Annotated in this window: 19 protein-coding genes, 2 tRNA genes and 1 pseudogene; 10 read left to right on the forward strand and 12 right to left on the reverse strand. The window is 53.7% G+C overall.

The genetic code is table 11. From position 1 onward, the window contains the following. Positions 1-119: 119 nt before the first annotated feature. From JONANDRAFT_RS08330 to JONANDRAFT_RS08015, 3 genes and pseudogenes are all read left to right on the forward strand, one after another. A pseudogene (locus JONANDRAFT_RS08330) lies at positions 120-1,069 on the forward strand (IS3 family transposase); the annotation flags it as partial. Between the two features lie 383 nt (positions 1,070-1,452). Further along, positions 1,453-1,947, forward strand: coding sequence for a Csac_0668 family 2Fe-2S cluster-binding (seleno)protein (locus tag JONANDRAFT_RS08010; protein WP_002846217.1), 495 nt, complete (start codon positions 1,453-1,455; stop codon positions 1,945-1,947). 196 nt (positions 1,948-2,143) lie between these two features. After that, positions 2,144-2,554, forward strand: a complete 411-nt coding sequence (locus JONANDRAFT_RS08015) for a ClbS/DfsB family four-helix bundle protein (RefSeq protein ID WP_459166175.1) — start codon at positions 2,144-2,146, stop codon at positions 2,552-2,554. Between the two features lie 453 nt (positions 2,555-3,007). Here JONANDRAFT_RS08015 and JONANDRAFT_RS02875 read toward each other — a convergent pair whose 3' ends face one another. The 9 genes from JONANDRAFT_RS02875 to saoT form a co-directional block, all read right to left on the reverse strand. Next, positions 3,008-3,481: an alkylmercury lyase family protein gene (locus JONANDRAFT_RS02875; RefSeq protein WP_233417420.1), complete on the reverse strand. Its 474-nt coding sequence runs from the start codon at positions 3,479-3,481 to the stop codon at positions 3,008-3,010. A gap of 229 nt (positions 3,482-3,710) precedes the next feature. After that, entirely contained in the window at positions 3,711-4,043 is a 333-nt protein-coding gene (gene saoD, locus JONANDRAFT_RS02880) for a DsrE-related protein SaoD (protein WP_008522717.1), read from the reverse strand. 104 nt (positions 4,044-4,147) lie between these two features. Continuing rightward, positions 4,148-4,927, reverse strand: coding sequence for an ABC transporter ATP-binding protein SaoA (saoA, locus tag JONANDRAFT_RS02885; RefSeq protein ID WP_008522718.1), 780 nt, complete (start codon positions 4,925-4,927; stop codon positions 4,148-4,150). Continuing rightward, the gene (gene saoP / locus JONANDRAFT_RS02890) at positions 4,908-5,678 is read right to left on the reverse strand and encodes an ABC transporter permease subunit SaoP (protein WP_008522719.1); all 771 of its coding nucleotides are present in this window, start codon (positions 5,676-5,678) and stop codon (positions 4,908-4,910) included. Before saoP ends, saoA begins: the two co-directional genes overlap by 20 nt. An 8-nt stretch (positions 5,679-5,686) precedes the next feature. Then, positions 5,687-6,496, reverse strand: a complete 810-nt coding sequence (gene saoB, locus JONANDRAFT_RS02895; RefSeq protein ID WP_155801323.1) for an ABC transporter substrate-binding (seleno)protein SaoB — start codon at positions 6,494-6,496, stop codon at positions 5,687-5,689. Beyond that, positions 6,489-7,634: an ABC transporter substrate-binding subunit SaoX gene (gene saoX / locus JONANDRAFT_RS02900; protein WP_008522721.1), complete on the reverse strand. Its 1,146-nt coding sequence runs from the start codon at positions 7,632-7,634 to the stop codon at positions 6,489-6,491. Before saoX ends, saoB begins: the two co-directional genes overlap by 8 nt. Positions 7,635-7,677: 43 nt before the next feature. Next, entirely contained in the window at positions 7,678-8,130 is a 453-nt protein-coding gene (gene saoC / locus JONANDRAFT_RS02905; protein WP_008520778.1) for a Cys-Cys-COOH (seleno)protein SaoC, read from the reverse strand. Further along, a complete protein-coding gene (gene saoE / locus JONANDRAFT_RS02910) occupies positions 8,130-9,200 on the reverse strand; it encodes an efflux transporter SaoE (RefSeq protein ID WP_008520779.1) in 1,071 nt (356 codons plus the stop codon). The genes saoC and saoE overlap by 1 nt, the downstream gene beginning before the upstream one ends. Next, on the reverse strand, positions 9,197-9,451 hold the full coding sequence (gene saoT / locus JONANDRAFT_RS02915; protein ID WP_008520781.1) for a thioredoxin-like (seleno)protein SaoT: 255 nt from the start codon (positions 9,449-9,451) through the stop codon (positions 9,197-9,199). Before saoT ends, saoE begins: the two co-directional genes overlap by 4 nt. 610 nt (positions 9,452-10,061) lie before the next feature. On the opposite strand from saoT, the gene JONANDRAFT_RS02920 reads away from it, so the two are divergent. Continuing rightward, the gene (locus JONANDRAFT_RS02920; RefSeq protein ID WP_008522722.1) at positions 10,062-10,772 is read left to right on the forward strand and encodes a DUF4357 domain-containing protein; all 711 of its coding nucleotides are present in this window, start codon (positions 10,062-10,064) and stop codon (positions 10,770-10,772) included. A 279-nt stretch (positions 10,773-11,051) separates the two neighbouring features. Further along, complete coding sequence (locus JONANDRAFT_RS02925) at positions 11,052-11,477, forward strand: Dps family protein (RefSeq protein ID WP_008522725.1); 426 nt, start codon at positions 11,052-11,054, stop codon at positions 11,475-11,477. A 150-nt stretch (positions 11,478-11,627) separates the two neighbouring features. On the opposite strand, the gene JONANDRAFT_RS02930 is transcribed toward JONANDRAFT_RS02925, so the two are convergent. Together JONANDRAFT_RS02930 and JONANDRAFT_RS02935 are read right to left on the reverse strand one after the other, a co-directional pair. Next, positions 11,628-12,881 (reverse strand): hypothetical protein, encoded by a 1,254-nt coding sequence (locus JONANDRAFT_RS02930; protein ID WP_008522726.1) that lies wholly within the window; start codon positions 12,879-12,881, stop codon positions 11,628-11,630. A 281-nt stretch (positions 12,882-13,162) separates the two neighbouring features. Further along, a complete protein-coding gene (locus tag JONANDRAFT_RS02935) occupies positions 13,163-14,752 on the reverse strand; it encodes a dipeptidase (RefSeq protein ID WP_008522727.1) in 1,590 nt (529 codons plus the stop codon). Positions 14,753-14,947: 195 nt separating this feature from the next. On the opposite strand from JONANDRAFT_RS02935, the gene JONANDRAFT_RS02940 reads away from it, so the two are divergent. Next, positions 14,948-15,424 carry an ankyrin repeat domain-containing protein gene (locus JONANDRAFT_RS02940; RefSeq protein WP_008522728.1) on the forward strand — a complete coding sequence of 159 codons (477 nt, stop codon included), beginning with the start codon at positions 14,948-14,950 and terminating at the stop codon, positions 15,422-15,424. Positions 15,425-15,527: 103 nt separating this feature from the next. On the opposite strand, the gene gltX is transcribed toward JONANDRAFT_RS02940, so the two are convergent. After that, complete coding sequence (gene gltX, locus JONANDRAFT_RS02945) at positions 15,528-16,871, reverse strand: glutamate--tRNA ligase (RefSeq protein ID WP_008522729.1); 1,344 nt, start codon at positions 16,869-16,871, stop codon at positions 15,528-15,530. Between the two features lie 170 nt (positions 16,872-17,041). Here gltX and JONANDRAFT_RS02950 point away from each other — a divergent pair, with 170 nt between their 5' ends. From JONANDRAFT_RS02950 to JONANDRAFT_RS02965, 4 genes are all read left to right on the forward strand, one after another. Further along, complete coding sequence (locus JONANDRAFT_RS02950; protein ID WP_008522730.1) at positions 17,042-19,567, forward strand: DNA polymerase; 2,526 nt, start codon at positions 17,042-17,044, stop codon at positions 19,565-19,567. Positions 19,568-19,645: 78 nt separating this feature from the next. After that, positions 19,646-21,292: a SurA N-terminal domain-containing protein gene (locus JONANDRAFT_RS02955; protein ID WP_008522731.1), complete on the forward strand. Its 1,647-nt coding sequence runs from the start codon at positions 19,646-19,648 to the stop codon at positions 21,290-21,292. A gap of 78 nt (positions 21,293-21,370) precedes the next feature. Further along, a tRNA-Ser gene (locus tag JONANDRAFT_RS02960) sits at positions 21,371-21,459 on the forward strand. A gap of 10 nt (positions 21,460-21,469) precedes the next feature. Beyond that, positions 21,470-21,546 (forward strand) — tRNA-Arg (locus JONANDRAFT_RS02965). Positions 21,547-21,638 lie beyond the last annotated feature (92 nt).

Consider the following 21,638-nt stretch of genomic DNA (forward strand, 5'->3'; position numbering starts at 1 on the left):
TTCGTGTCATAATAGTGATAGAGGCAAATAGTTATGTAAATATAAAGAGTTCAAGACTTCTACCAAAGTTTAAAACTCAAAAAATAAATAGTTGGTGTGCTGCTTAGAGTAACCATTTTGATAATGTGGATGCGAAACAAAAAGAGATAATCAGACTTCGTAAAAAATTGAAACAGGTTGAAATGGAGAATGATATTTTAAAGCAAGCTGCACTACTGTTAGGCAAAAAATAGACCTCATTATCTCGAACCGAGATAAATATAGCATTAGTGCAATGTGTAGACTACTTGGGGTCACAAGAAGTTTAGTCTATTATCATTTGAACAAAGAAAAAGATGTGAAATTAGATGAAGATGAAAAACTAATAGAAGAAATAAAAGAAATATTCAGAAGAAGTAGAAACAACTATGGAACACGCAAAATAAAAAAAGAACTAGGGAAAATTGGATATAAAATATCGAGAAGAAAAATAGGCCGAATAATGAAGAAAAATGGCCTAGTCTCAAACTATACAGTAGCACAATATAAAGTAATAAGATCCAAATGCAACGAAGAAGACATCCCTAACCTTTTAAATAGATAATTTGACAATAGAGACTATTTAGAAGCAATAGTAAGCGACCTAACATATGTAAGAGTAGGAAAAACATGGAATTATATATGTTTAATAATAGACTTAAACAGCCGTGAAATAATAGGATACTCATCAGGTAAAAACAAAGATGCAAATCTAGTAGCAGAAGCATTTTACTCAATAAGGCAGCCACTAAATCGTATAAAAATATTTCACACAGACAGAGGAAGAGAATTTAAAAATATAAAAATAGAAGAAATATTAAAGGTATTTGGGATAAAAAGATCGCTAAGTAAAAAAGGAAGCCCATATGATAACGCAGTAAGCGAAGCAGTCAATAAAGTAATGAAGACAGAATTCATATATCAGGAGAACTTTACTAATTTCCAAGAACTTAATCTAAAATTAGCAGAATACGTATATTGGTATAATAACCTAAGGATTCATGGATCTTTAGGATATAAAACACCAGTAGAATATAGAAAAGCAGAATAAAAAGCTCTGGAAGTTTCATAAATTAAATAAAATATATGAACAGACTGTCAAGGGCAAATTTCAACGAAATTTGGGCGAAGCCTTTACCCTTGATTGTCTGAGAATATATTTTATAATCTAAAGAAACTTTCAAGCTTGATAATGTTCGGTTATAAATTGTCTAAAAAAGGGTTGCCATTCCATGTATTTGGGTTCATTAGAAGAATGCCGAGCAATGGGTAACATGACGCTGATGTGTTTATACACAAAAAAGCTACACGTGCGTTGGCTGACAACAGGGAGCTAAGTAAATTAACACCAGCTAAAATGTTTGACGCTATTAATAAATGACAAGTATATGAAATTGGTTTTACCTAGTTTAAAAAAGAAATTATAATGAAAATATGGAGGCTAAGAATATGAAGATTAATAATGAATGTTGTTGTGGATGCAAAACAGAAAAGCCGGATCAAATTAAAGACAATTGTCCTGTATGTAATAATGAAGGGATTTCCGTTAGTAAAGTAACTGTTGAACATCTAGTGGTAGATGATTATCGTAATGCTGTTAACGGAGATCAATATAAGATTTGCATGAACGAGGACTGCGACGTTGTTTACTATAACTTAGATAATGAAATAAAATTCTTGAAAGACCAAGTTAGAGTTCCTATCTGGTTTAAGAAAGATGCAGATCCTAAGTATGCTTGTTATTGTAGCGAAGTCACAGAAAATCAGGTAATTGAAGCAGTTGTAAAGCATGGCGCGAAATCCGTAAAAGAAGTAAATGCCATCACTGGGGCAATGAAAAATTCTAATTGTAAAGAAAACAATCCGTTGGGAGTTTGTTGTCATAAGATTATTCAGGAAGCTATCGATAAAGGCTTGAAAATGAAATAATTACAGTCGATATGTTCCTACAAACGAGAGCCAATCTTTGATATGTTTCCATCTACGAGCGTGGATATGTTCCCCATAACCATAGGGGTTGAGACGGTGGCGATGCTCAGCCGCTAGGGCACGCGGAGCTGATAATTACAGCAAGAGCTTATTTATAATGATTCTTTTGTAAGATGATAATTCTCGGAATATTGGTCTGCTCCCCGTCAATAGGACACCAGCTGAAAATCTTGCGTACCAAGTTGGCTGGACAACGTTACTTATTCAGTGGGAAGATGATGAGAAAAAAGGACTTCAAGTAAAAACTCCATCGGATAAATTTAAATGGAATCAACTTGGCGAATTATATCAGTGGTTTACAGACACCTACGCCCATTTATCGTTAGAAGATTTGAAAGATAGATTAAAGAAGAATATCACTTATATTAATGCAATGATTGATAGGATGAGTGATGAAGAATTATTTGAACCGCACATGAGAAAATGGGCTGACGAGGCTACAAAAACGGCAGTATGGGAAGTATATAAGTTTATTCACGTGAATACTGTCGCTCCTTTTGGAACTTTTAGAACTCAAATCAGAAAATGGAAAAAGATGGAACTGTAATTCTAATTTATCAAGCTGAACAATAAAGGTGTATGTTGCTGACCCGACGGCCGCGCATAGCTCGTGCCGTTGAGGCCACGCGTGTATGCATATGTTGAATCAGATAGAGAAAGGAACAGGGAAAGAGGCTCGAAGCTGGAATAACTGGCATGAATTAAACCTTCTCTTTCACGGGACGCGCCATCATTTGCGGCAGAATGTTTTTTACTATGCTGAGCGCGAACTTGATACGGTGTCTTTACTTGCCAAAGAGCAAGCGGAGGAAAGCTCTTGTGTCTGTCTAATCGTTACGCAGAGCGCCAAGTTGTCAAAGAAAGAACGCAGCGCAGAGCATGTGCCCGTTTTGAGGCGACTCCACAAAATAGGTCGATTTCTTCTTACGAAGCAGAGAGAATAGAAAAGAGGTTGTCTCAGGCCAGCTGAGACAACCTCTTTTTATTGACGCAACGCCCGCTATTCTTTGTCGCTGAACAGCATTCGGCCGACGGAGAAGGCTTCTTCCAGATCAAGGCAGAAGGAGCAGCAGGGGCATATTTCATTTTCCTTGGCGAACTCGTCATAATCCTGCTGGGACTTGAAAAAGAGCATGGAGCAGCAGCAACATGAAGCCCAGTTGTCGCTGGCTTTCAAGTCGGAGTGCAGCACGCGGATAGCCTCTCGGTCCGGCAGAGCGCAGCATATCTTTTTATCCTTGATCGCGATGCGGATCGCGACGCCGCTGTTGCTGCAGGACGATGTGACGACGATGTCTTGATCGAAGGTGAAGGCGCAGCCGAGGGCGTCGATGGCGCACATGCAGTAAACCGCGCGGCCGTCGGCCAACGTCACCAGGTGGTGGGACGGCTTGGCTGAGACAGGGTAGATAGAAGAAACGCTGCCGTCTTCTTCGATTGCCAGAGCGTTTTTGGACTGGAGCGTTTTAACCATCGCTTTTTCGGCGTCGTTCGCGGCGAAAAACGGTTTGTGAGTGTCCGCAATGGAATTGATGATCCGGTTGCGGAACGCGTTTTCCTCGGCGGTTAAGCGCGCAGCGATGCTGTCAATGATGATACGGTCCCTGTCGTAATTCTTGAAAGTCAGCGAGTCCCTAAAGTTTGCTATGATACCAACACCCTTTCTTGAGTGATAATGAATGAGCCTAGGCTCAGGCGAGCGCTTAAAGCGTGATGATCTGGTCGACTCCTGCTGAGGCGAGCGTGGCGTACAGGTTGGGGAAACAGCCGATCGCCGCGCCGTCGACCAGTTTGTCGTCAATCCCGCGCTCGATCGCGCACAGGTCGCAGGCCATCAAGATCGTTCCATATTTCTTGTGAATCTTCTCTAGACGATCGCCAGTGCTACTGCCGCGCGTGAGCAGGAACGTGTTGTCGAAAAAGAACATCATTCCCGCGACCTCAACGCCGTGACGCTCCTCAAGCATCTGCGGAATAATCATCTTGTCCAGAATGCGCTGTGCGTTTGTTGTTGAGAAAATATACACGACCTTCATGTTGCTTCAACCTCCTCACTCATGATTGATTGCCGGGGCAGAGCTGTTCTGCCTCAAAAGGGAAAATAACAGTTACAGCCGTTAGAGGATAAAAACGCCGGTGGCTAGACAGATTCAATAAGTTTCGACTCGCGGAACGCCTTCCGCAAAAGGTCGGTGAGGTCACTCTCGTAGGTTTTGAACTGTTCAGAAGTGCGGTCGCGCGGGCGGGGCATGTCGATGGTAACATCAGCTAAAAGTCGGCATCCATTGGACCCCATGACGAGCACCCGATCGCTGAGGAAGACCGACTCGCTGACGTCGTGAGTTACCATGACGACGGTCGTCGCCACTTGACGCACCATGAGATCAAGCTCGTTCTGCATGATTTCGCGCATCTGAAAGTCAATGGCACCAAGAGGTTCGTCCAGCAGGAGCACTTTAGGACGGCTGGCCAGCGCGCGCACAACGGCTACGCGCTGCTGCATGCCGCCGGAAAGCTGAATCGGGAACTTGTTCTCGTGCCCCTTCAGGTGCGCCAGTTCCAACAGCTCCGCGAGCCGCTCTTCTTTTTCCTTGCGCGATGCGCCGGCAATCTTCATCGAGTAGAGAATATTGTCTTTGACGGTCATCCACGGGAAGAGCGCGTAATTTTGAAAGACGTATCCCCGCTCGACGCCGGGGCCTTCAATCTTCTGGCCGTCAAGCGTGATGGATCCCTCGGAGCAGGTCTGAAAGCCAGCCATAATGGTGAGAAGCGTCGTCTTGCCACAGCCCGAGGGTCCAAGCAGCGAGACGAATTGCCCCTGTTCCACCTGAAACGAAAGGTCGCCGATGACAAAATGGGTTGAACCATTCCGCTCGATGAAGAACTTTTTGACGTGATTAATTGCCAGCTGCGCCATCTTTATATCTCCATCCTGTTAGGCACCGTTCGAGCAACACGATGCTTTGGTCAATGGCAAAGCCGACAAGGGCTGACATAATCATGAGAGCGTACAAGAGGGGCGTCTGCATGCGCACCTGTGCTTCGACCATGATGTAGCCGAACCCGGTGCTGGTGGCGATGAACTCCGCGCAGATGACCGACATCCAAGCGCTCCCCAAGGCGAGGCGACAGCCCGTCAGGAAGTTCGGCAAGGCTCCCGGCAGGACGACGTCCCGCATCACTTGCCACGTTTTCGCCCCCATGCAGCGCGCCGCGTTCTTATAGTTGGGATCAATGTTCATGACCCCGGAAATTGTGTTGATCAGAATGGGGAAAACAGCGCTCATGGTGATCATGAAGACGGTCGGGCCGTCGCCCAGCCCGAACCAGATGATGGACAGGGGAACCCACGCCATGATAGGCACCTGCCGAATCGAGTTCACATAAGGCGACAGCGCGACAAGAGCCGTGCGGGAATAGCCCATCAGAAGGCCCAATGGTAGCCCGATCATGATCGCGAAGACACAGCCTGTGAAAACGCGGGTCAGGGTGATGTACAAGTTTGACATCACTTTTCCGTCAAACCAGCCTGTGAAAAACACTTTCATCGTCGTGAGAAAATCGGGAAGGATCAGGCTTCTGTTGATCGCTTTTGCCACAAAATACCAAATCGCGCAGACAAGCGCTGTGCCCGCCACCATGTAAACGACGCCTTTTTTGCGTCCCATGATGCCAGTTAGATCGAGCCCTCTTCTGGAAGAGTTAACAATTGAACGTTCAGTTTTTGCCATGCTTTGGACGTTTCTTCTCTGCGTTCAACGTGCAGGACGTCCGTCAAGAGTCCGTTGCAGAGAGAACCTTCTAACCTCCTGACCGTGTCGTTGTAAAACCGAATGAAATTTTTAAAGTTCTGGCCCTGAAGCGCGTCGTTGTGAACGAGGAGCACCGCTGTTGGCGCGCCGCTCGGCAGGGGACGGAGCACGTACTGCGGCAGCCTGATCGCGTCAGCGGCGTCAAGGACCACGGCGTCTACGGCCCCGCACTCCAGCGCATACGGCAGGGCCGGAGCCGCGATTGGGTGCAGTTCTGCCGTCCGTCCTAAGGTGCGGACGAGGGCCTCGTATTGAAGCACTCGTCCGCTCATATATCCAACCGATCGTGGGGTATTGTTTCCCCGGCTGACGAGAACGTTGGCGTTTTTCACCAGCGGGCCGAAAATCCGAAAGGGAGCGCCGGTCCCAAGGAACTTTTGTGCCGCGTCAGGGCACAGCACCGCCATATCGAAATCGCCGCCGGCCAACGCGAACTCGGCCTGTGTTCCACAGCAGTCGCTCAGCTGTAAAAACGAGAGGCGGTTCATATCGACAGCTTTCGCCTTCGCGCAGTAATCCTGTGCGGCGTGGGCGATGACGTGCCCCGCCAGATCGTTGCCGCAGGCGATTTTCAGGTATTCTCGTGGCGCGCGCCGCGGCGTTATTTCCTGTAAGAGCGTAACGGCCAACGCGGCGCCAAGAATGGCGAAGAGGGGGATAAATCGCCTATTCAACGATACCGTCAACCGCGACGGCCTTCGCTCTCCAATCTTTGTAGCTCATTCCCAGCGGGAAGACTGGGTCAACCTGCTCTGCAATGAACTTGTCAAAGTCAATCGCGCCGCTGGCGTTGAAGTACGTGAGGTCGATGTAGTCATCAAGATTCACCGAATTGATGTCGTCGCGGACGTGGTATTTCTTCATGGTGTCGAGCTGGTTCTGCATGTACTGGCGGTTCAGCTTCCAGCTGAGAGTCCGGCCCTCTTCGTTAAGCTTTTTGTACAGCGTCATCAGGCCAACTTCGAGTGGCACGTTGTAATTCGCGGAGAAAATTTGGGCGGCCTTGTACGGGTGCAGGTACATGAACTGTAAGCTCAGCGTGTGGGCCAGCAGCATTCGGCTGGCCAGCTTGGGGTGCTTTTTAGCGAAGTTGTAGTTCATGCAGACTTTGCAGCACGTGCCGTGTCCGCTCTCGCGCTGGGTGTTCTGGCGCACCATGACCCAGCCGGTTTTTTCGTACTCGGCCATAGAACCCCACGGATCGCAGCAGGTGAACGCGTCCAGTTTGCCGGCCACCATCGCAAAATACGCGTCCGCATCGCTCATCGAATAATTCTCGTAGTTCTTAATATCATTCGGGATCCCCAGCTGGGCAGTCCATTCCTGCCAGTTCAAGTCATTTGCTGTGTCTCCGCCGGCGCAGATTTTTTTGCCGATCAAGTCATGTGGGGTCTTAATCTTAAAGCTGCACACCAGATACTCCGCGCCGCCGGTGTGGTTTTCGGCGGCAATGAAAAGCGGCGTGCCGACCTGCACTGCCCGGAGCGTGGTCGTCCAACCGGCATAGGCCATGTCCATTCTTCCGGCGCTCATCGCTTCGGGGACCTTTCCGTTGCCGGTGATTTCTACTTTCATGCCGAGCGCCTTGAAAATGCCGGAATCTTTGCCGATGCAGGCAGCGGTCATGTGGTCACAGTTGTAGTAGCCGAGGTTGACCGTGTAGTCGGCGTCTTCCTTTGGGAGCGGCTCGAGCGAATACTTTGATACCATCGCCGCAACGATGCTTTCATTGTCAACGGCCATTGCTGACGAAGCGGTCAAGACGGTTCCGAGTGCGATGGATAACGCCAGTGCGACAAGACTCTTTTTCATGTTCAAAAAACTCTCCTTTGTGGGGGATAGATAAAACACACGTTTAGCAACAGTCTTCCATGCCCTCGCCGAAGAGACTGATCCATTTCCCCTCGACGAAGCGAAAAACAGCAAAACCAATATGGATGCCTTTTTGCCCGGAGACCAACAGCTCGACCGGCGGCCGCTCATCGATATCCCGCCACTGCATCCGGTAGTTCTCGAGCGGTGCGCGGGTCCACTCGGAAACGAGAAAATTCCCGTTGCTGGAATACACCGCGACCATTCGGTTTTCGTTTTCGTTTTCCCGGTACATGACGACAAGGTCTTCGATACCGTCGGCGTTGCAGTCTCCTGCGAGCGTCAGAAGGATTTCGCGGTCGGGGACGCACTCCTGGAAACGCTCAATGAGAGACGAAACCGGCGCAGCCCAAACGCGATACGCCAAGCCGTTCAAAAACAGCCCAACCAGTACCGACAGACGCGCCGCTTGGAGCCATATTCGCGGCCTTCTCATTAAGCTCTCCGACGCAGCGTGCGGCACACGTGAAGGAACCAGCCGTAACATCCAATGCCGAGAACGAGCAGGGCGCAGAACAGCTTGAATCGGTCGGAAAAATCGAAGGAAAACTTGTACGCAAAATCGATTTGCCCCTGCGAATGCGAGAGGTCAAAGATCGGCCGAAAACGCTCCGCGAAGAGGTAATTCGTGATGGAACCAAAGATCAGGCCACAAACCACCAGAGTTCCAGTGTAGATAACGACAGCCCTTTTGCCGATCAGACGCCAGATGCTGACCATCTCGGGAAAATTCGTGGCCACGCTCGACAGGAGAAATGTCACGGCAACTCCTGGGGCAGCTCCTGCGCTGACCAGCGCGGCGATAAACGGGATATGTCCCAAAGCGCACACGTACATTACACAACCGAGCAGCGTAATGCCCAACAGCGATACCAGACGCGGATTGCTGAGGTAGTCGAGGATAAAGGACACCGGCATGACGGCAAGCAAAAGCGCGGCAAAAGCCGTGCCGACGAGGATAAATCGACAGGTCTGAACGGCAAGATCGTTGAATCCCCACTCCAAGCCGCCCTTGAGGCGTTGGGCCAGCGGCTGAAGTTTGTAATCATGCGCTTGTTCGGCGTTTCCCGCCAGTCCCGCGGCCATCGGCGATTGAAGTTCAGGCCCTCCCAGAGCATTTCCAATGACGCCGATCGTGGCAGGAATGATAAAACCGCTGAGCAGGTAGACCGTCGCGATCTGAGGCCCGAGCATGGCGTAAGCCAGAATCACGGCTGCCGGATTGATGATTGGCGTCGCGACCAGAAATGCCAACGTCGGTCCCAGATACGCGCCTGAATAGTACAGCCCGAGAGAGAGCGGAACCACGCCGCAGCTGCAGATAGGAAGCAGCATCCCGGAGACGGTCGCCTTCACAATAGAAGAAAATTTTTTGTTGCCAAGAGAGCGCTGCAGCGCTTCCGGGCGCAAAACGGCGTGGAGCACGCCGCAGAGCAGGAAGCTGATAATCAACCACGGCCCGCTCGTTTTCAGCATTTCCCAACAGTATTGAAAGAAAAGCTTCATAACTCCTCGCCGATCGCCTCTGAGATGATCTTTTCGATAGAGCGGCGGCTCAAATCCTCATAGCGGTCCGTGCCGTTGATAATCATCGTTCCTCGCGTGATCGGACCGTACTTCGGCAGATAATCGAAATCTTTGCCAACGTAGTAGATCTTCAAGTCGATTTTGTCTGGAAAGCGCTTCTGAAGATCCCTCAAAACATCGCCGTACCCATCGCAGCAAGGGCACGTGTTGATAAACTCAACTTTCGTCATCCCACATCATCTCCGCACTTTTGTTTGGTATCAGACAGTCCGCTGCAGCTATCTCCCTCCCCGTGGAACTTCACATGACAATAAAGAATGAAGGTTAAAGACATCTCAGCTGTTAATAATTATATTCCGAAAGGAGTTAATGCGCAATCTAACATAGAATAGATAAGTTTCCTTTAAAGAATCTTTGGCCGGGCGGACGAATCCCGCGTAGCGCGGAAAATTCTGTGACGGTCCCTCGTCTGAAGAAAGCACTGTTGCGTGAAACCTTTTGGCATGATAAAAACCGTGCCCTCCGACGACGCTACCTGCTTGTCAATCTGTTATCGAATATGCTAATAGGTTGTTTCGTCTGGCGGAGCCGGCGCTTCTAGAAGTGCAGCCAGCGTAAAGACAAATTTCAGCGAAGACCGAAAGCGGAGAACCGCTCAGGCAGGATAGGCCTTCGGCGTTCAAGCTCGAGAAGGAGTCACAGATGTTTATCGTGTTATGATAAACACATATTAGGTTGAGTTACGAGAGGCTAAGATGGATAAATTCAGCCTGTTTAAAGAGCCTCGGGCGGTTTTGAAGATGGAAAGAGGAACAGAGAGGAAAGGACGGGCGTATTCGGATGGCAAAGGGAATCATCTATGTAATGTCGACCGTTGTTCCGGGACTGATCAAAATAGGCAAGACCGGGACGGAGAACTTTGAGTCAAGGATGTATAACCTTGAGCGGAATGGATACTTCAACGTCGTCGGGCTGCGGCGGAGATTTGCTATTGAAGTGGATGAGTATGACGAAAAAGAGAAACTGCTTGATGAGATCTTCAGCAAAAACCGCGTTCCCAATTCCGAATTGTTTGCCCTCGATATAGAGCTGGTCGTTCAGTTGCTTTCGTCATTGGAAGGGCGTCAAGTGTTCCCAAAGAACAAGACGAAAGAGGATACCTTTACCATAGCTGACCGTAAACGCCGGGAGAGAGAAGACTGGAACAAGGTTCCGGACGGGCAGTATTTTATTTCTGGAAGCAAAAAGAACTTTGGCAAAATAAAAGCCACGATGCACGTTGAGAATGGCACCTTCATCGTCGAGAGGGGAAGCGTCTGCGTTCCCTTCGCTGACGGCAAAGTGCAGCCCGGTTTTATTGGGAACGCACGAATAGAGGAGAACATACTGCAGGAAGATGTCCCCTGCAGTTCGCCGTCCGCCGCAGGAGCGCTTGTCTTGGGGCGAAGTACCAACGGCTGGACGGCGTGGAAAGACAGCTCAGGCCGTTTGATAGACGTTTACCGCATGCCCGAGCCAGATGAAAAAGAGGTGGCTCAGAAAGGACATTAGAAGACACCGATTCATTCTCGGCACAGAAAAAAGTTTCTCGCTTGCGGAAAACGAGGGACTTCTCATCACACAAGAGGAACGGCTAGCCGTTAGGAAAGCTTTGCGGAAGCTGGCGTTTCCAGCAGTTGAGAAGAGGGTATGCAGAGATTAGTTCCCCTAATCCGCATAAAGCTATATGATAATAGTAAGCATTCTTATTATAGTGGCAAATCTCTTCGGGTGATAGGATATGCGTGTCGTTGAGGCAAACACATTAAAATTATTGAGGAGGGTGTTCTTATGAAAAAACTTGATATCTATTTGGCAAATCTGGTCGTTGGCAACATTAAGCTGCACAACCTGCACTGGAACGTGAAGGGCTTCGCTTTTAAGCAGGTGCACGAGTACCTTGAGTCCCTGTACGACGAGGTCTTTGAGAAGATGGACGAGGTGGCCGAGCTGCAGAAAATGAAGGGCGAGTTTCCGAAGGCGTCGGTCAAGCAGAGCCTTGAGCTGGCTTCCGTGAAGGAGCTGGAGGACAAGAGCTGGGACGTCAAAGAAGCGGTGACCATCGCCCTTGAGTACGTGAAGGAAATGAAGAAGCTGGCCCTTGAGATCCGCTCCGAGGTGGACGAGAAAGATAATTTCGCTCTGGCCAATATGATGGAAGATCACATTGCTGGCTACAGCAAGGAGATCTGGTTCATGGAGAGCATGCTGGCATAAGATGAATAGCCTAAGGGCAGGACGGCGTGCGCCGTCCTGCCCTTTTGACGTTGAACTCTTCTGCGCCCAAAGTGGCGGGCTGCAGTGAATAAAAAAACGCCAGAAGCTCCAATGAGCTTCTGGCGTCATTTTTATCCTACTGAGGGAGCGCTATCGGGACTGGACTTCGGTCCACGTGGCGCCGCCGCCGTTGAGCGCGGGGATCTGGTTGGGGTTGTCATTCCCGTTTGTCTGGTAAATGCGGTTGTCTTGGTCCGCCCAAGTGTGGTTGAAGTCGCTGCTGTAGGTCAGCTCCTTGCCTGTCGCGGTGTTGACGCCCCGGGAAGTTCCGGTGAGCACGTCATTCCAGCCTTGGTTGACCCGCTCTTGGCTCAGCTGGCGGTTTCGAATGGTCGCTTGCCGCTGTTCGGCGATGTACTTGTTGGTGTCGATCATCTGCTGGGTTTGTCTGTTGCGGGCCCGCTGCCTTTGCTGCTGCACGGCCGTTGTGAATTGGGTGCTCAGGCTCTGCCAGTACGGGTCTTCCTTGTAGCTATTGACCATGCGGATAAACTCCTGCGCCGCGTTCTGCAGTGGGCCTTTGGAGACGGGGATGTCGTACCCGAAAATTCCGCTCGGGCCAAATACGGCTACATAGCCCATCCCATCTTGGTTGATCAGCGTGCTGTAGTTCTTGAAGTACGCGAGCGAGTAAAAATCTTCGCCGTTGATTTTGAGCTGGTACACGGCGGTGCCATCGGCAACGCTCTGCTTTGTAATCATGCCTTCCGGCAAGACGTTCCCCTGTTTGGGATAGACCTTTGCCTCAAGAACCCGCACGTCGGTGATTTTGCCGTTGGGCGACGGGGAAATCTGCATGAGCGTTGGGATTGTTTGCTGCATGAACTCGTTCAGGTCAACGACGTGATTGGGGTAAAGGATTTTTGCCATCGGAGAGTTGCCGTACATCTGGGCGGTCATATCAGAAGTGATGACCATACCACTAGCGTTAATATACTGATAGGTCATAAAAAATCCTGTAGAAAGGCTAAGCGTTTCCTTCATGTCGGGCGCTTGGGCTCGAACGTAAAACGTTACCGGATTGTCTGCCTGAGCGTTCCAGCTTGTTTTTGTGCTGACGCTCCAATCTGCCGGCAGCTGGATCTTTGCTATCGGGAGCTGAACGTTCGTGTCGAATAAGACGAACTCTTTGAGCGAGCCGCCTGAACCGTTCTGGCCTGACGTTTGGCCGGTTGGCTGGCCGGCGGGCTGATTTGCCCCCGGCGTCTTCCCGGTGAATTTGCCGAGCAGGTCTTTCAGCGTGCCGGCCTGTCCCGAGGAGGGATAAGCGACGGCAAGCAAGGCCAAAGAGACGGCGCAGGAAAGAGCCGCTAAGACGTGAAAGCGAGACGTGTTGAACTTCATGGGATCTCCTCCTTTGAACTGTTGCCAACATGAATAACTGCACTGAAAAAAGCTTCCGGCTGCCGCGGCCAGGTCGATCTTTTGTATTTCTAATATTATACGTTCTAGATTTCAGACCGCAACGTTTGAGGCTCCTCGAGCAGCCCGCCGGGCTGAGGGGCGGGCTTTGAGCTCGATAACAGGGCACAGAAAAGGCCCGAAGCGAAAACGCTTCGGGCCAATGCTCGTCCGAAAAGGGCCGAGTTGTGCGCAGGGCAACGCGCGGGCGGCGGATAGCTGGGCTACTTGTTGTTCGTGTTGTCGCTGATGAGCTGATAGCCGAGGTTCTTCCAAGCCTCTTCGACTTCAGTCATGCATTTGTTGGTGAACTCGGTGGCCATCTTGGTACGGGCGGCCGGATCCTTTTCGGCCTTAAGCTTTTCGTCCATCTTGGCGACGTCTTCGAACATTTTCTTTTCCAGCGGAGTCCGGACTTTCGTCAAGGTTTTCATGCTGCTGGCGTATTTTTCGAGCGCCAGGTCGTCAACGAGCATGAACTTCCACTGGGCCGAGTCGGGCGAATAAAGGTTCCGGTCGAACGTGCGCCAAGACTTGGGCGTGTCGACGACGCCGTTGTAAATGGGCACGTAGCAGGTCGTGTGCGGGTTGTCGTAGCCGAACCACAGAACCGTCGTGGCTTCTTTCGGCATGCCGTCGCGCACTTGGGCGACGAAGCTGTAGGCGCAGTCCCACTTGGCGATCGGGCGCGAGTAGGGGATCTGCAGCAGGCGGCGCTGGGCTGACGTGGGGAACGGAGAGGCCAAGGGACTCTTCGCCAGCTGGTCGCCGTCTCTGATGAACCACTGGTCGGCGTTGTACATGTCGAAAATCGTTCCGTCCATGTGAGACCGCAGGAGTTCCTGCACGTCCTGAACGGACACTTTCTTCTTCGGCTTGATGGCGAACGGGTAACTGGTTACTTCTGCCCAAGGATCCCACTCGCGGTCAGGATCAAGTTTGCTGTAGGTGTAGTACAGCCGGTTGCGGACCCAGTCGGACGAGATCGCCCAGCCGCCCAGCAGGGGGGAATAGGCCTTCGTCCAGTTGAAGGGCTCGCCGCTCTTGGGATCCCACCAGCCCATGTCGATGGCAAACTGCTGGTAGTTTTTGCTCGCCATGTAGTTTTCGGTGTCTTCGGGGTGAACTTCCTGAATGCGGCTGACGTTGCAGGTCACCGTGACCATGTCGTCGGGGACTCGGCGGGCGACCCAGATGGCGCCGGGCTTGCCGCTGTTGGGCTGCCAAGTGAACCCGACGGAGCGGAGTTCGAACACCCACGCTTCCTTCGTGTCGGCGATGCAGAGGCTTTCGCCTTCGTAGTCGCAGGAGCCGAGGAACCCGTACTTCTCGGCCAGCTCTCCCATCGTCTTGATGGCTTCGCGGGCCGTCTTGCAGCGCTGAAGCGCCAAGACTTCAAGCTGTTCAATGGTGAGAATGGCTTTGGCGTCAGGACGGAAGGACTTCATTTCCATCTTCTGGGAGACGGTGCTCTCGCCGAAAGCCAGTCCCCATTCGTTCATGAAGGGATACCCGACGTTGTAGTAACCGTAGGTTTCTTCTACCTGAGGAATCTCGCCAATTTTCACCGGCTCGCCGTATTCTTCGTTGGTGATGTTCCAGAATACAGGCGTGGTGGAACCCTTTTCGTGCTTGCCTCCGGGGATAAAGGTGACGCGGGCGTTGTAGAACGCGCCGTCAGCCGTATGGGATGTGATGACCGAGCCGTCTGCGGAGGCCAGTCGGCCAACGAGAACGTCCGTGCAGCTCCATGCACTGGTCGCCGCGAGTACGATCGTGCTGAGAACGAGCGGAGTAATACGAGATTTTTTCACAAGAGTACCCCTTTCTGTGAGGTCAAAGAATCTCTGAGATGCCGTCGCCCTAGTTGCGTAATAACGCGCAACAAAATTATAGCAGTTCTCATGTCCCTTTTCGGCGTGGCTCTGGTTATTCTTATTGAAAAATAATTGTGAAAAATCCCATCTGATACAATAGAACGTAGAAAAGCGTGGAAGGGGGCGTCAGAAATGAGACGTCTGGCAATGTGTATTCTTGCTGCCCAGCTGGTCGCTTCGACGGCATGGGGCGCCGTTCGGCCTGTTGACTTCTTTTATCGTCTGCGGTCTGGGACTCTCGAGCAGGCGACTGGGGATTTTTCGGACGGGGCGTCGGCTTCTTGGACCGAAAAGGACGGGACGACGCCTCTGATGGCGGCGACTGAGAACCAAAATCAGAAAGTGCTGTATCACGTGCTCGTTTCAGGCGGGCTGAAGACGCTGAACGCTCAGGATGAGCAGGGACAGACGGCGTTAGTTCGGGCGTGCGGTAACAAAAACGTTAATCCTGAGGTGGTTCGGCTGCTGATTCTCGCAGGGGCGAAGCTGGATATTCGGGATAATCGGGATCGGACGGCCTATTCGCTCGCCAAGATGAACCCGTCCATCCGAAAAAGTGATGTGTACAAAATGATTACCGACCGGCTGGCGGGCATCACGCCGTGCTGAGCGAAATGACCTCTGCCCGGGGGCAGATGTTCGGGCCTAGCGGCACAGACAAAAGAAGCGCAGGAACCTTTTAACGGGTTCCTGCGCTTCTTCTTTTTGCTTTTTACCGTTCGATGAGTCCCCAGTGGGACAGCCGGCGGGTCGTTTCTTCCCGGCCGAGAAGTTCGGCGATTTCAAAGATGCCCGGGCTGACTTTATAGCCGGTCAGGCACCACCGAAGGGGCATGGCGACCTGCTTAAGTTTGCAGCCGTTGTCGGTGCACCACTGGCGGGCGAACTCTTCCAGCTGGTGGCCAATCCACTCCGGCCGGGCGGTCATCTGGGTGAAGAACTTCCGCAGGAGAGCGCGGTCGTCATCGGTCAGATCCGACGCGTCGTACCGTTTGGTGACCGGCGCGAATCCGACGAAGTAGTCGGAGAACTCGGCCAGCTCCCGGCAGGTCTTTCCGCGGCCGCCCATCAGGGCGAACGCTTTGTCCAAGTAGTCCATCGACAGGTTCGAGCAGTCGATCCCTTCGTCTTCCCAGAAGTGCTTGACGAGCTCAAGTTTTCGGGCTGTCGGCAGTTTTGCCAGATGAGCGCCGTTGATGTAGTTGAGCTTGTCCATGTCGAAGACCGACGGCTTGCGGATAATGTCGGACAGCTGGAACTGTTCGACGGCCAGATCCCGGTCGAAAATTTCCACGTCGCCGGCAGGCGCCCAACCGAGCAGGCAGAGGAAGTTGAAGATCGAGCTGGGCATGTAGCCGAGGTCGCGGTACTCGTAAACGCTGGTCGCTCCGTGGCGCTTGGACAGTTTTTTCTTGTCCGGCCCAAGGATCATCGGCAGGTGGGCGAACTGGGGCATGTTCCAGCCCAAGGCGCGGTACAGGAGAACCTGCTTGGGCGTATTGGACACGTGGTCGTCGCCTCTGATGACGTGGGTGATGTTCATCGTGTGGTCGTCCACGACGACGGCATAGTTGTAGGTGGGGAAGCCGTCGCTCTTGATAAGGACGATGTCCTTCATCTGGCCGTTTCGCCCGTCGATGAGCGAGTCGCTCTTCACGTCGATGTGGCCGAATACCTGATCGTCGAAGCCGATGTCGAGCCCGAGCGGCACCCGATAGATGACCGCGTTGCCGTCCTTGTAGGCCTTCCCTTCGTCCAAAAGCTGCTGAGCGTACTGGCGGTACAGGCCAAGCCGTTCGGTCTGACGGTACGGTCCGAAGCTGCCGCCGACGTCGGGGCCCTCATCCCAGTCAAGGTTCATCCACTTCATGCCCGACATAATGGTCTCTTCGTACTCGGCGGTGGACCGCTCCCGGTCGGTGTCTTCAATCCGAAGGATAAAAGAGCCGCCGCAGTGACGGGCCCACAGCCAGTTGAAAAGGGCCGTGTGGGCGCCGCCGATGTGAAGCGCTCCGGTCGGACTGGGGGCAAAACGAACTCGCACCGTGTTGTTCATGGTCGGAAGATCCTCCTTGTGAATCATTTCCACAGTATTTACAATCAATGGTTGTAGATGACTATTATACCTGTCCGGGGAATGGAATCAAACGGGCCGAAAGACCTTTCCTGCGATCTGCCGGGCCAGTAGGGTACAATAAACGCAGAATGACCGAGGAGGCTTGGAAGATGACAGAACGGCGAATACTTCTTGTTGACGGCCATGGCATCGCGTTTCGGGCGTTTTTTGCCCTGCCGGAAATGACGGCGCCCAACGGGACGCACACCAACGCGGCCGTCGGCTTCTTCAACATGCTGGGCCGAGCCGTAACGGCTCACCAGCCCGACAGAGTTGTCGTGGCGTTTGACATGAAGGGCCCGACGTTTCGCCACGAGCTCTTCGCCGACTACAAGGCGAACCGCCCGGCCACGCCGCCGGAGTTCAGCGAGCAGATGCCGATTATCCATCAGCTGCTGGCGAGCGCCGGGATCGACGTGATGGAGTCCGCCGGGCTGGAAGCGGACGACCTGATCGGCGCGGCGGCCTGCCAGTGGAGCGAGGACGCCCAGATCCTGATCCTGTCATCGGACAAGGATATACTTCAGGTGCTGGGGCCGGGAGTGACGATCCTCAGGCCGGCCAAGGGCGTCTCGGACGTCGAAATCGTAACCGCTGAGTCGTTCGCCCAAGAGTGGGGCTTCCCCCCCCGCCTGATGGTCGATTACCTGGCGCTTGTCGGTGACAAGGTGGACAACGTGCCCGGCGTGCCGAGCGTGGGCGACAAGACGGCAAAGCGCCTGCTCTCGTCTTACGGTTCCATTGAGGGAATCTTGGAGCACGCCGACGAACAGACTCCGGCGCTGCGAAAAAAGCTGGGCGAGTTCGGCGCTCAGGCTCTCGAAACCCGAAAGCTGACGAAACTTCGCTGCGACGTGGACATGACCCAGTTTGAAAACCAGTCGGCCCAGCCGGACGAAAAGAGCTTTAACGCCGTGCTTGACGGGCTGGCGATTAACCACCGACTGGCCCGGCCGTTTTTTCCGACTCAGGCCGCATCCGAAGGGCAGGGAGCCGACGAACCGCAGGTCGACGACGTCGAAACGATCGTCCTGTACCCTGAGCCGGCCGAAGAAGTTCCGCTGACTACGCTGATTGGCGCGCCCCGGTTGGCCGTGGACGTGTCGGACGACGGGGAAACCGCCAGCGTCTGCGCGCCCGGCGGCCAGTGGTGGAGCGGACCGCTGGCCGAACTGAAAGGGGAGAGCGGCGTCCTGTCGCGCCGAAAAGTTTACTGTTCTGACTTGAAGCGGCTGTTCGGCCTGACCGGCCTTTCTGGCAGTTGGGACTTGAAGACAGCCCACTACCTTCTGCACCCTGACCTGACGGCTCACGGCCTGCCTGATTTGGCCGACGGGCTGCCGTTTGGCCCGGAGCGGACGCTGCGGCTGTTTCCCCTCGCCGAGGACTTGAACGAAAAAATTGAAAGCTACGGCATGACCGACCTGATGAAGACGGTCGACTTGCCCCTCCTTCCGGCCTTGGTCCGAATGGAGCAGGCGGGCGTCCACTTGGACGGCCCGGCGATGGTCGCGTTTACCGCTCAGCTGGAAGCGTCCCTCGACCGGGTGAGCGGCGAAATACTGACCTACGCCGGCGGGCCAATTAACTTGAACTCGCCCAAACAGGTGGGCGAACTGCTGTTTGAAAAACTCGGCCTGCCGGTCATCAAGCGAACCGCCCAGAAAGGGTACTCGACCGACGTGTCCGTATTGGAAACGCTCTGCCGGTCGGTCGGCGACATCTGCCCTGTGCCGGCGCTTCTGCTTGAGCACCGGGAGCTTTCAAAAATGCTGTCAGGCTTTGCCGTTCCCTTGGCTGCCGCGTCTCGGGACGGGCTGATTCACAGCACCTTCGAGGCCCAGACCACCGGAACGGGGCGGCTCAGCAGCCGGGATCCGAACCTGCAGAACCTGCCCAACTACAGCGAGTTGGGCGGACAGCTCTGTCGGTGCCTGACCGCCGGCCCGGGCGGCGTCTTCGTGGCGGCGGATTACTCCCAGATTGAACTGCGCGTGTTGGCTCACCTGAGCGGCGAGCGCCGCTTGCGGGAAATTTTTGAGGCCGGACGGGACATTCACACCGAAACGGCCGCGATGATCCTAGGCATCCCGGCAGACAGCGTCACCAAAGAACAGCGCCGGATGGCTAAAACCGTCACGTTCGGTCTGCTGTACGGCATGAGCGCCTTCGGGCTGGCAGATCGGCTGTCAGTCGGTCAAGCCGAAGCCCGAGGAATCATGGACGCCTACTTTGCCGCCCTTCCGGGCGTTCGGGAGTACGTGGACGCGACGGTTGCCGAGGCCCGACGGCGGGGATACAGCCAAACCGCCTATGGCCGGATTCGGCCCTTGGACGAAGTGGCGACGGGACGTCAGACCGATCGGGGGCACGCTCGCCGCGTGGCGATCAACTCGCCTGTGCAGGGGACCGCGGCCGATATCACCAAAATGGCTATGATCGCCGTCGACCGAGAGCTGACGGCCGCCGGGGTTCCGATGGTCCTGCAGGTTCACGACTCGATCGTCTGCCGGACGACGCCGGAGAACGCTGAATCGGTGGGGAAGAAACTCGCCGAACTCATGACCGGCGCGGTAAAACTCTCTGTGCCGCTGGCTGTGGAGACGAAAACGGGAAAAACTCTGGCTGACGTCTAAGGCCTCAGGAACGGTAATTTATGGTAAAATCTGTAGCGATTTGCGGCAGACTTCAACGGTTTGAAAGGGGACAGCACGGTGATTCTCACTTCTCTTCGCACTCAGATTAAATGGATTCTGGTAGCGTTTCTTGTCGCGTTTGGCCTCTCGATCCCGCTCATGTACGGGGTGGGCAGGCATGATGAAAAGAACAAAGGCGTCCGGGATCACGTAGTAGCCAGCATTGACGGGCGCGAGTACAAACTGAGCGAGCTTCACAAAGCCATGCAGGGCTTCGCGGAGCGCAACAACATCAAGCTGACGCAGGAGAACCTGCCGGCTGTCTATCAGCAAACCTTGGACTCGCTGGCAACACAGATTGCCCTCGACAAAGCCATTAAAGAACGGGGCATTGAGCCGACGGAAGCTCAGGTCAACGAACAGCTGAAACAGCTTGAAGTCCAGTACGTCACCAAGGAAGCCTTCTTGGCGAACCTTCGAGCCACTGGTTCTTCTCTCGAACAGGTAAAGGCCAACTTGGCCCATGACTTGGCCGTCCGCCAGCTGCTGACGCAGGAGAGCGAGTCGGCGACCGTCGACGATCAGCAGGTAAAGAGCCTGTACGACCTGTTTGTTACCATGAAGCAGCCCATGGTCTACCGCCCGTCCGGCGTTGAGGGCCATCACGCCGAATTTAGGACCAAAGAGGCCGCCGAGGCGTTCCTCGCCGCTGTTAAAGCGGGTGAAGACTGGAAAACTGCCGCCGACAAGGCCGGCGACAACAAGATCGGTTCTACCGACGGCAAGATGACCAGCTTTGTGTCCGACACCGACGTCAAAGAGCGATTCCCGTTCCTTGGCACCATGAAGGACGGAGACTACACGCTTCAGCAGATTGCCGACGGCGATTTCTTGATCTTCCGCCGCGTCGGCGCAACGACAGAGAAAACTCTCACGTTTGAAGAGGCCCAGCCCCAGTTGAAAGCGCTGGCTCTGAATCAGGCCCGGATGGTTAAACAGCAGGAGTTCCTCACCGCCCTGAAAGACAAGGTTAAAGTTGAGATTATCGATCCGGACGTCTTCCCCAAACCGGAAGCGCCGAAAAAAGAAACGGCCGCCCCGGCGACAGATGCCTCAAAGGCTGAGCCGGCCAAGCCGGCGGCACCCGTGGCTGAGGCCCCGAAGGCTGAGGAACCCAAGCCCGCAGAGGCTCCGGCGGTTGAGGCACCGAAGGCCGAAGAGGCCAAGCCCGCAGAGGCTCCGGCGGCTGAAGCACCAAAGGCTGAGGAAGCCAAGCCCGCAGAGGCCCCGGCGGTAGAAGCTCCGAAGGCTGAGGAAGCTAAGCCCGCGGAGGCTCCGGCCGCTGAGGCACCAAAGGCCGAAGAGGCCAAGCCCGCAACAGCCCCCGCGGTTGAAGCGCCCAAGGCCGAGGAACCGAAGCCGACAGCAGCTCCGGCAGCTGAAGCGCCAAAGGCCGAAGAGCCCAAGCCCGCCGAAGCACCCGCGGCTGAAGCACCGAAGGCCGAAGAGCCCAAGCCTGCAGAGACCCCGGCGGTTGAGGCCCCGAAGGCTGAAGAGGCCAAGCCAGCGGAAGCCCCGGCAGTCCAAGCTCCGAAGGCCGAGGAAGCTAAGCCCGCAGAGGCTCCAGCAGTCGAAGTCCCGAAGGCTGGAGAGGCCAAGCCTGCAGAGGCTCCGGCAGTTGAAGCTCCGAAGGCTGAGGAAGCTCAGCCGACAGAATCTAAGTAACGCGATACGTCGTAGAAGCACGCGCGCGGCTTGACAGAAAACGACACTCGGCTTACAATATCGTCTGTTTCATGGAGCGGAGAGATGGCCGAGAGGTCGAAGGCGCACGCCTGCTAAGTGTGTGACCCGTTTCGGGTCCGAGGGTTCAAATCCCTCTCTCTCCGCCACTGACAACGAGCGCCGGTAGCCCAGCTGGATAGAGCGTCTGGCTACGGACCAGAAGGTCGTGGGTTCGAATCCTGCCCGGCGCGCCAAAAAATTAAAAGTCCCGTGCGACAAGGTCGCACGGGACTTTATTTTTACCGGGCTTGTAGATATCATTGTTAAAAGATGTCGCGTCTGTTTT

This window comes from Jonquetella anthropi DSM 22815 (assembly GCF_000237805.1).
GTDB lineage: Bacteria > Synergistota > Synergistia > Synergistales > Dethiosulfovibrionaceae > Jonquetella > Jonquetella anthropi.

Bases quoted from the DNA above. Each gene is read 5' to 3' on its own strand.
- JONANDRAFT_RS08010 (WP_002846217.1), top strand. From the start codon at position 1,453: ATGGAGGCTAAGAATATGAAGATTAATAATGAATGTTGTTGTGGATGC.
- JONANDRAFT_RS02875 (WP_233417420.1), bottom strand. From the start codon at position 3,481: ATGGTTAAAACGCTCCAGTCCAAAAACGCTCTGGCAATCGAAGAAGAC.
- saoD (WP_008522717.1), bottom strand. From the start codon at position 4,043: ATGAAGGTCGTGTATATTTTCTCAACAACAAACGCACAGCGCATTCTG.
- saoA (WP_008522718.1), bottom strand. From the start codon at position 4,927: ATGGCGCAGCTGGCAATTAATCACGTCAAAAAGTTCTTCATCGAGCGG.
- saoP (WP_008522719.1), bottom strand. From the start codon at position 5,678: ATGGGACGCAAAAAAGGCGTCGTTTACATGGTGGCGGGCACAGCGCTT.
- saoX (WP_008522721.1), bottom strand. From the start codon at position 7,634: ATGAAAAAGAGTCTTGTCGCACTGGCGTTATCCATCGCACTCGGAACC.
- saoC (WP_008520778.1), bottom strand. From the start codon at position 8,130: ATGAGAAGGCCGCGAATATGGCTCCAAGCGGCGCGTCTGTCGGTACTG.
- saoE (WP_008520779.1), bottom strand. From the start codon at position 9,200: ATGAAGCTTTTCTTTCAATACTGTTGGGAAATGCTGAAAACGAGCGGG.
- saoT (WP_008520781.1), bottom strand. From the start codon at position 9,451: ATGACGAAAGTTGAGTTTATCAACACGTGCCCTTGCTGCGATGGGTAC.
- JONANDRAFT_RS02920 (WP_008522722.1), top strand. From the start codon at position 10,062: ATGGCAAAGGGAATCATCTATGTAATGTCGACCGTTGTTCCGGGACTG.
- JONANDRAFT_RS02925 (WP_008522725.1), top strand. From the start codon at position 11,052: ATGAAAAAACTTGATATCTATTTGGCAAATCTGGTCGTTGGCAACATT.
- JONANDRAFT_RS02930 (WP_008522726.1), bottom strand. From the start codon at position 12,881: ATGAAGTTCAACACGTCTCGCTTTCACGTCTTAGCGGCTCTTTCCTGC.
- JONANDRAFT_RS02940 (WP_008522728.1), top strand. From the start codon at position 14,948: ATGAGACGTCTGGCAATGTGTATTCTTGCTGCCCAGCTGGTCGCTTCG.
- gltX (WP_008522729.1), bottom strand. From the start codon at position 16,871: ATGAACAACACGGTGCGAGTTCGTTTTGCCCCCAGTCCGACCGGAGCG.
- JONANDRAFT_RS02950 (WP_008522730.1), top strand. From the start codon at position 17,042: ATGACAGAACGGCGAATACTTCTTGTTGACGGCCATGGCATCGCGTTT.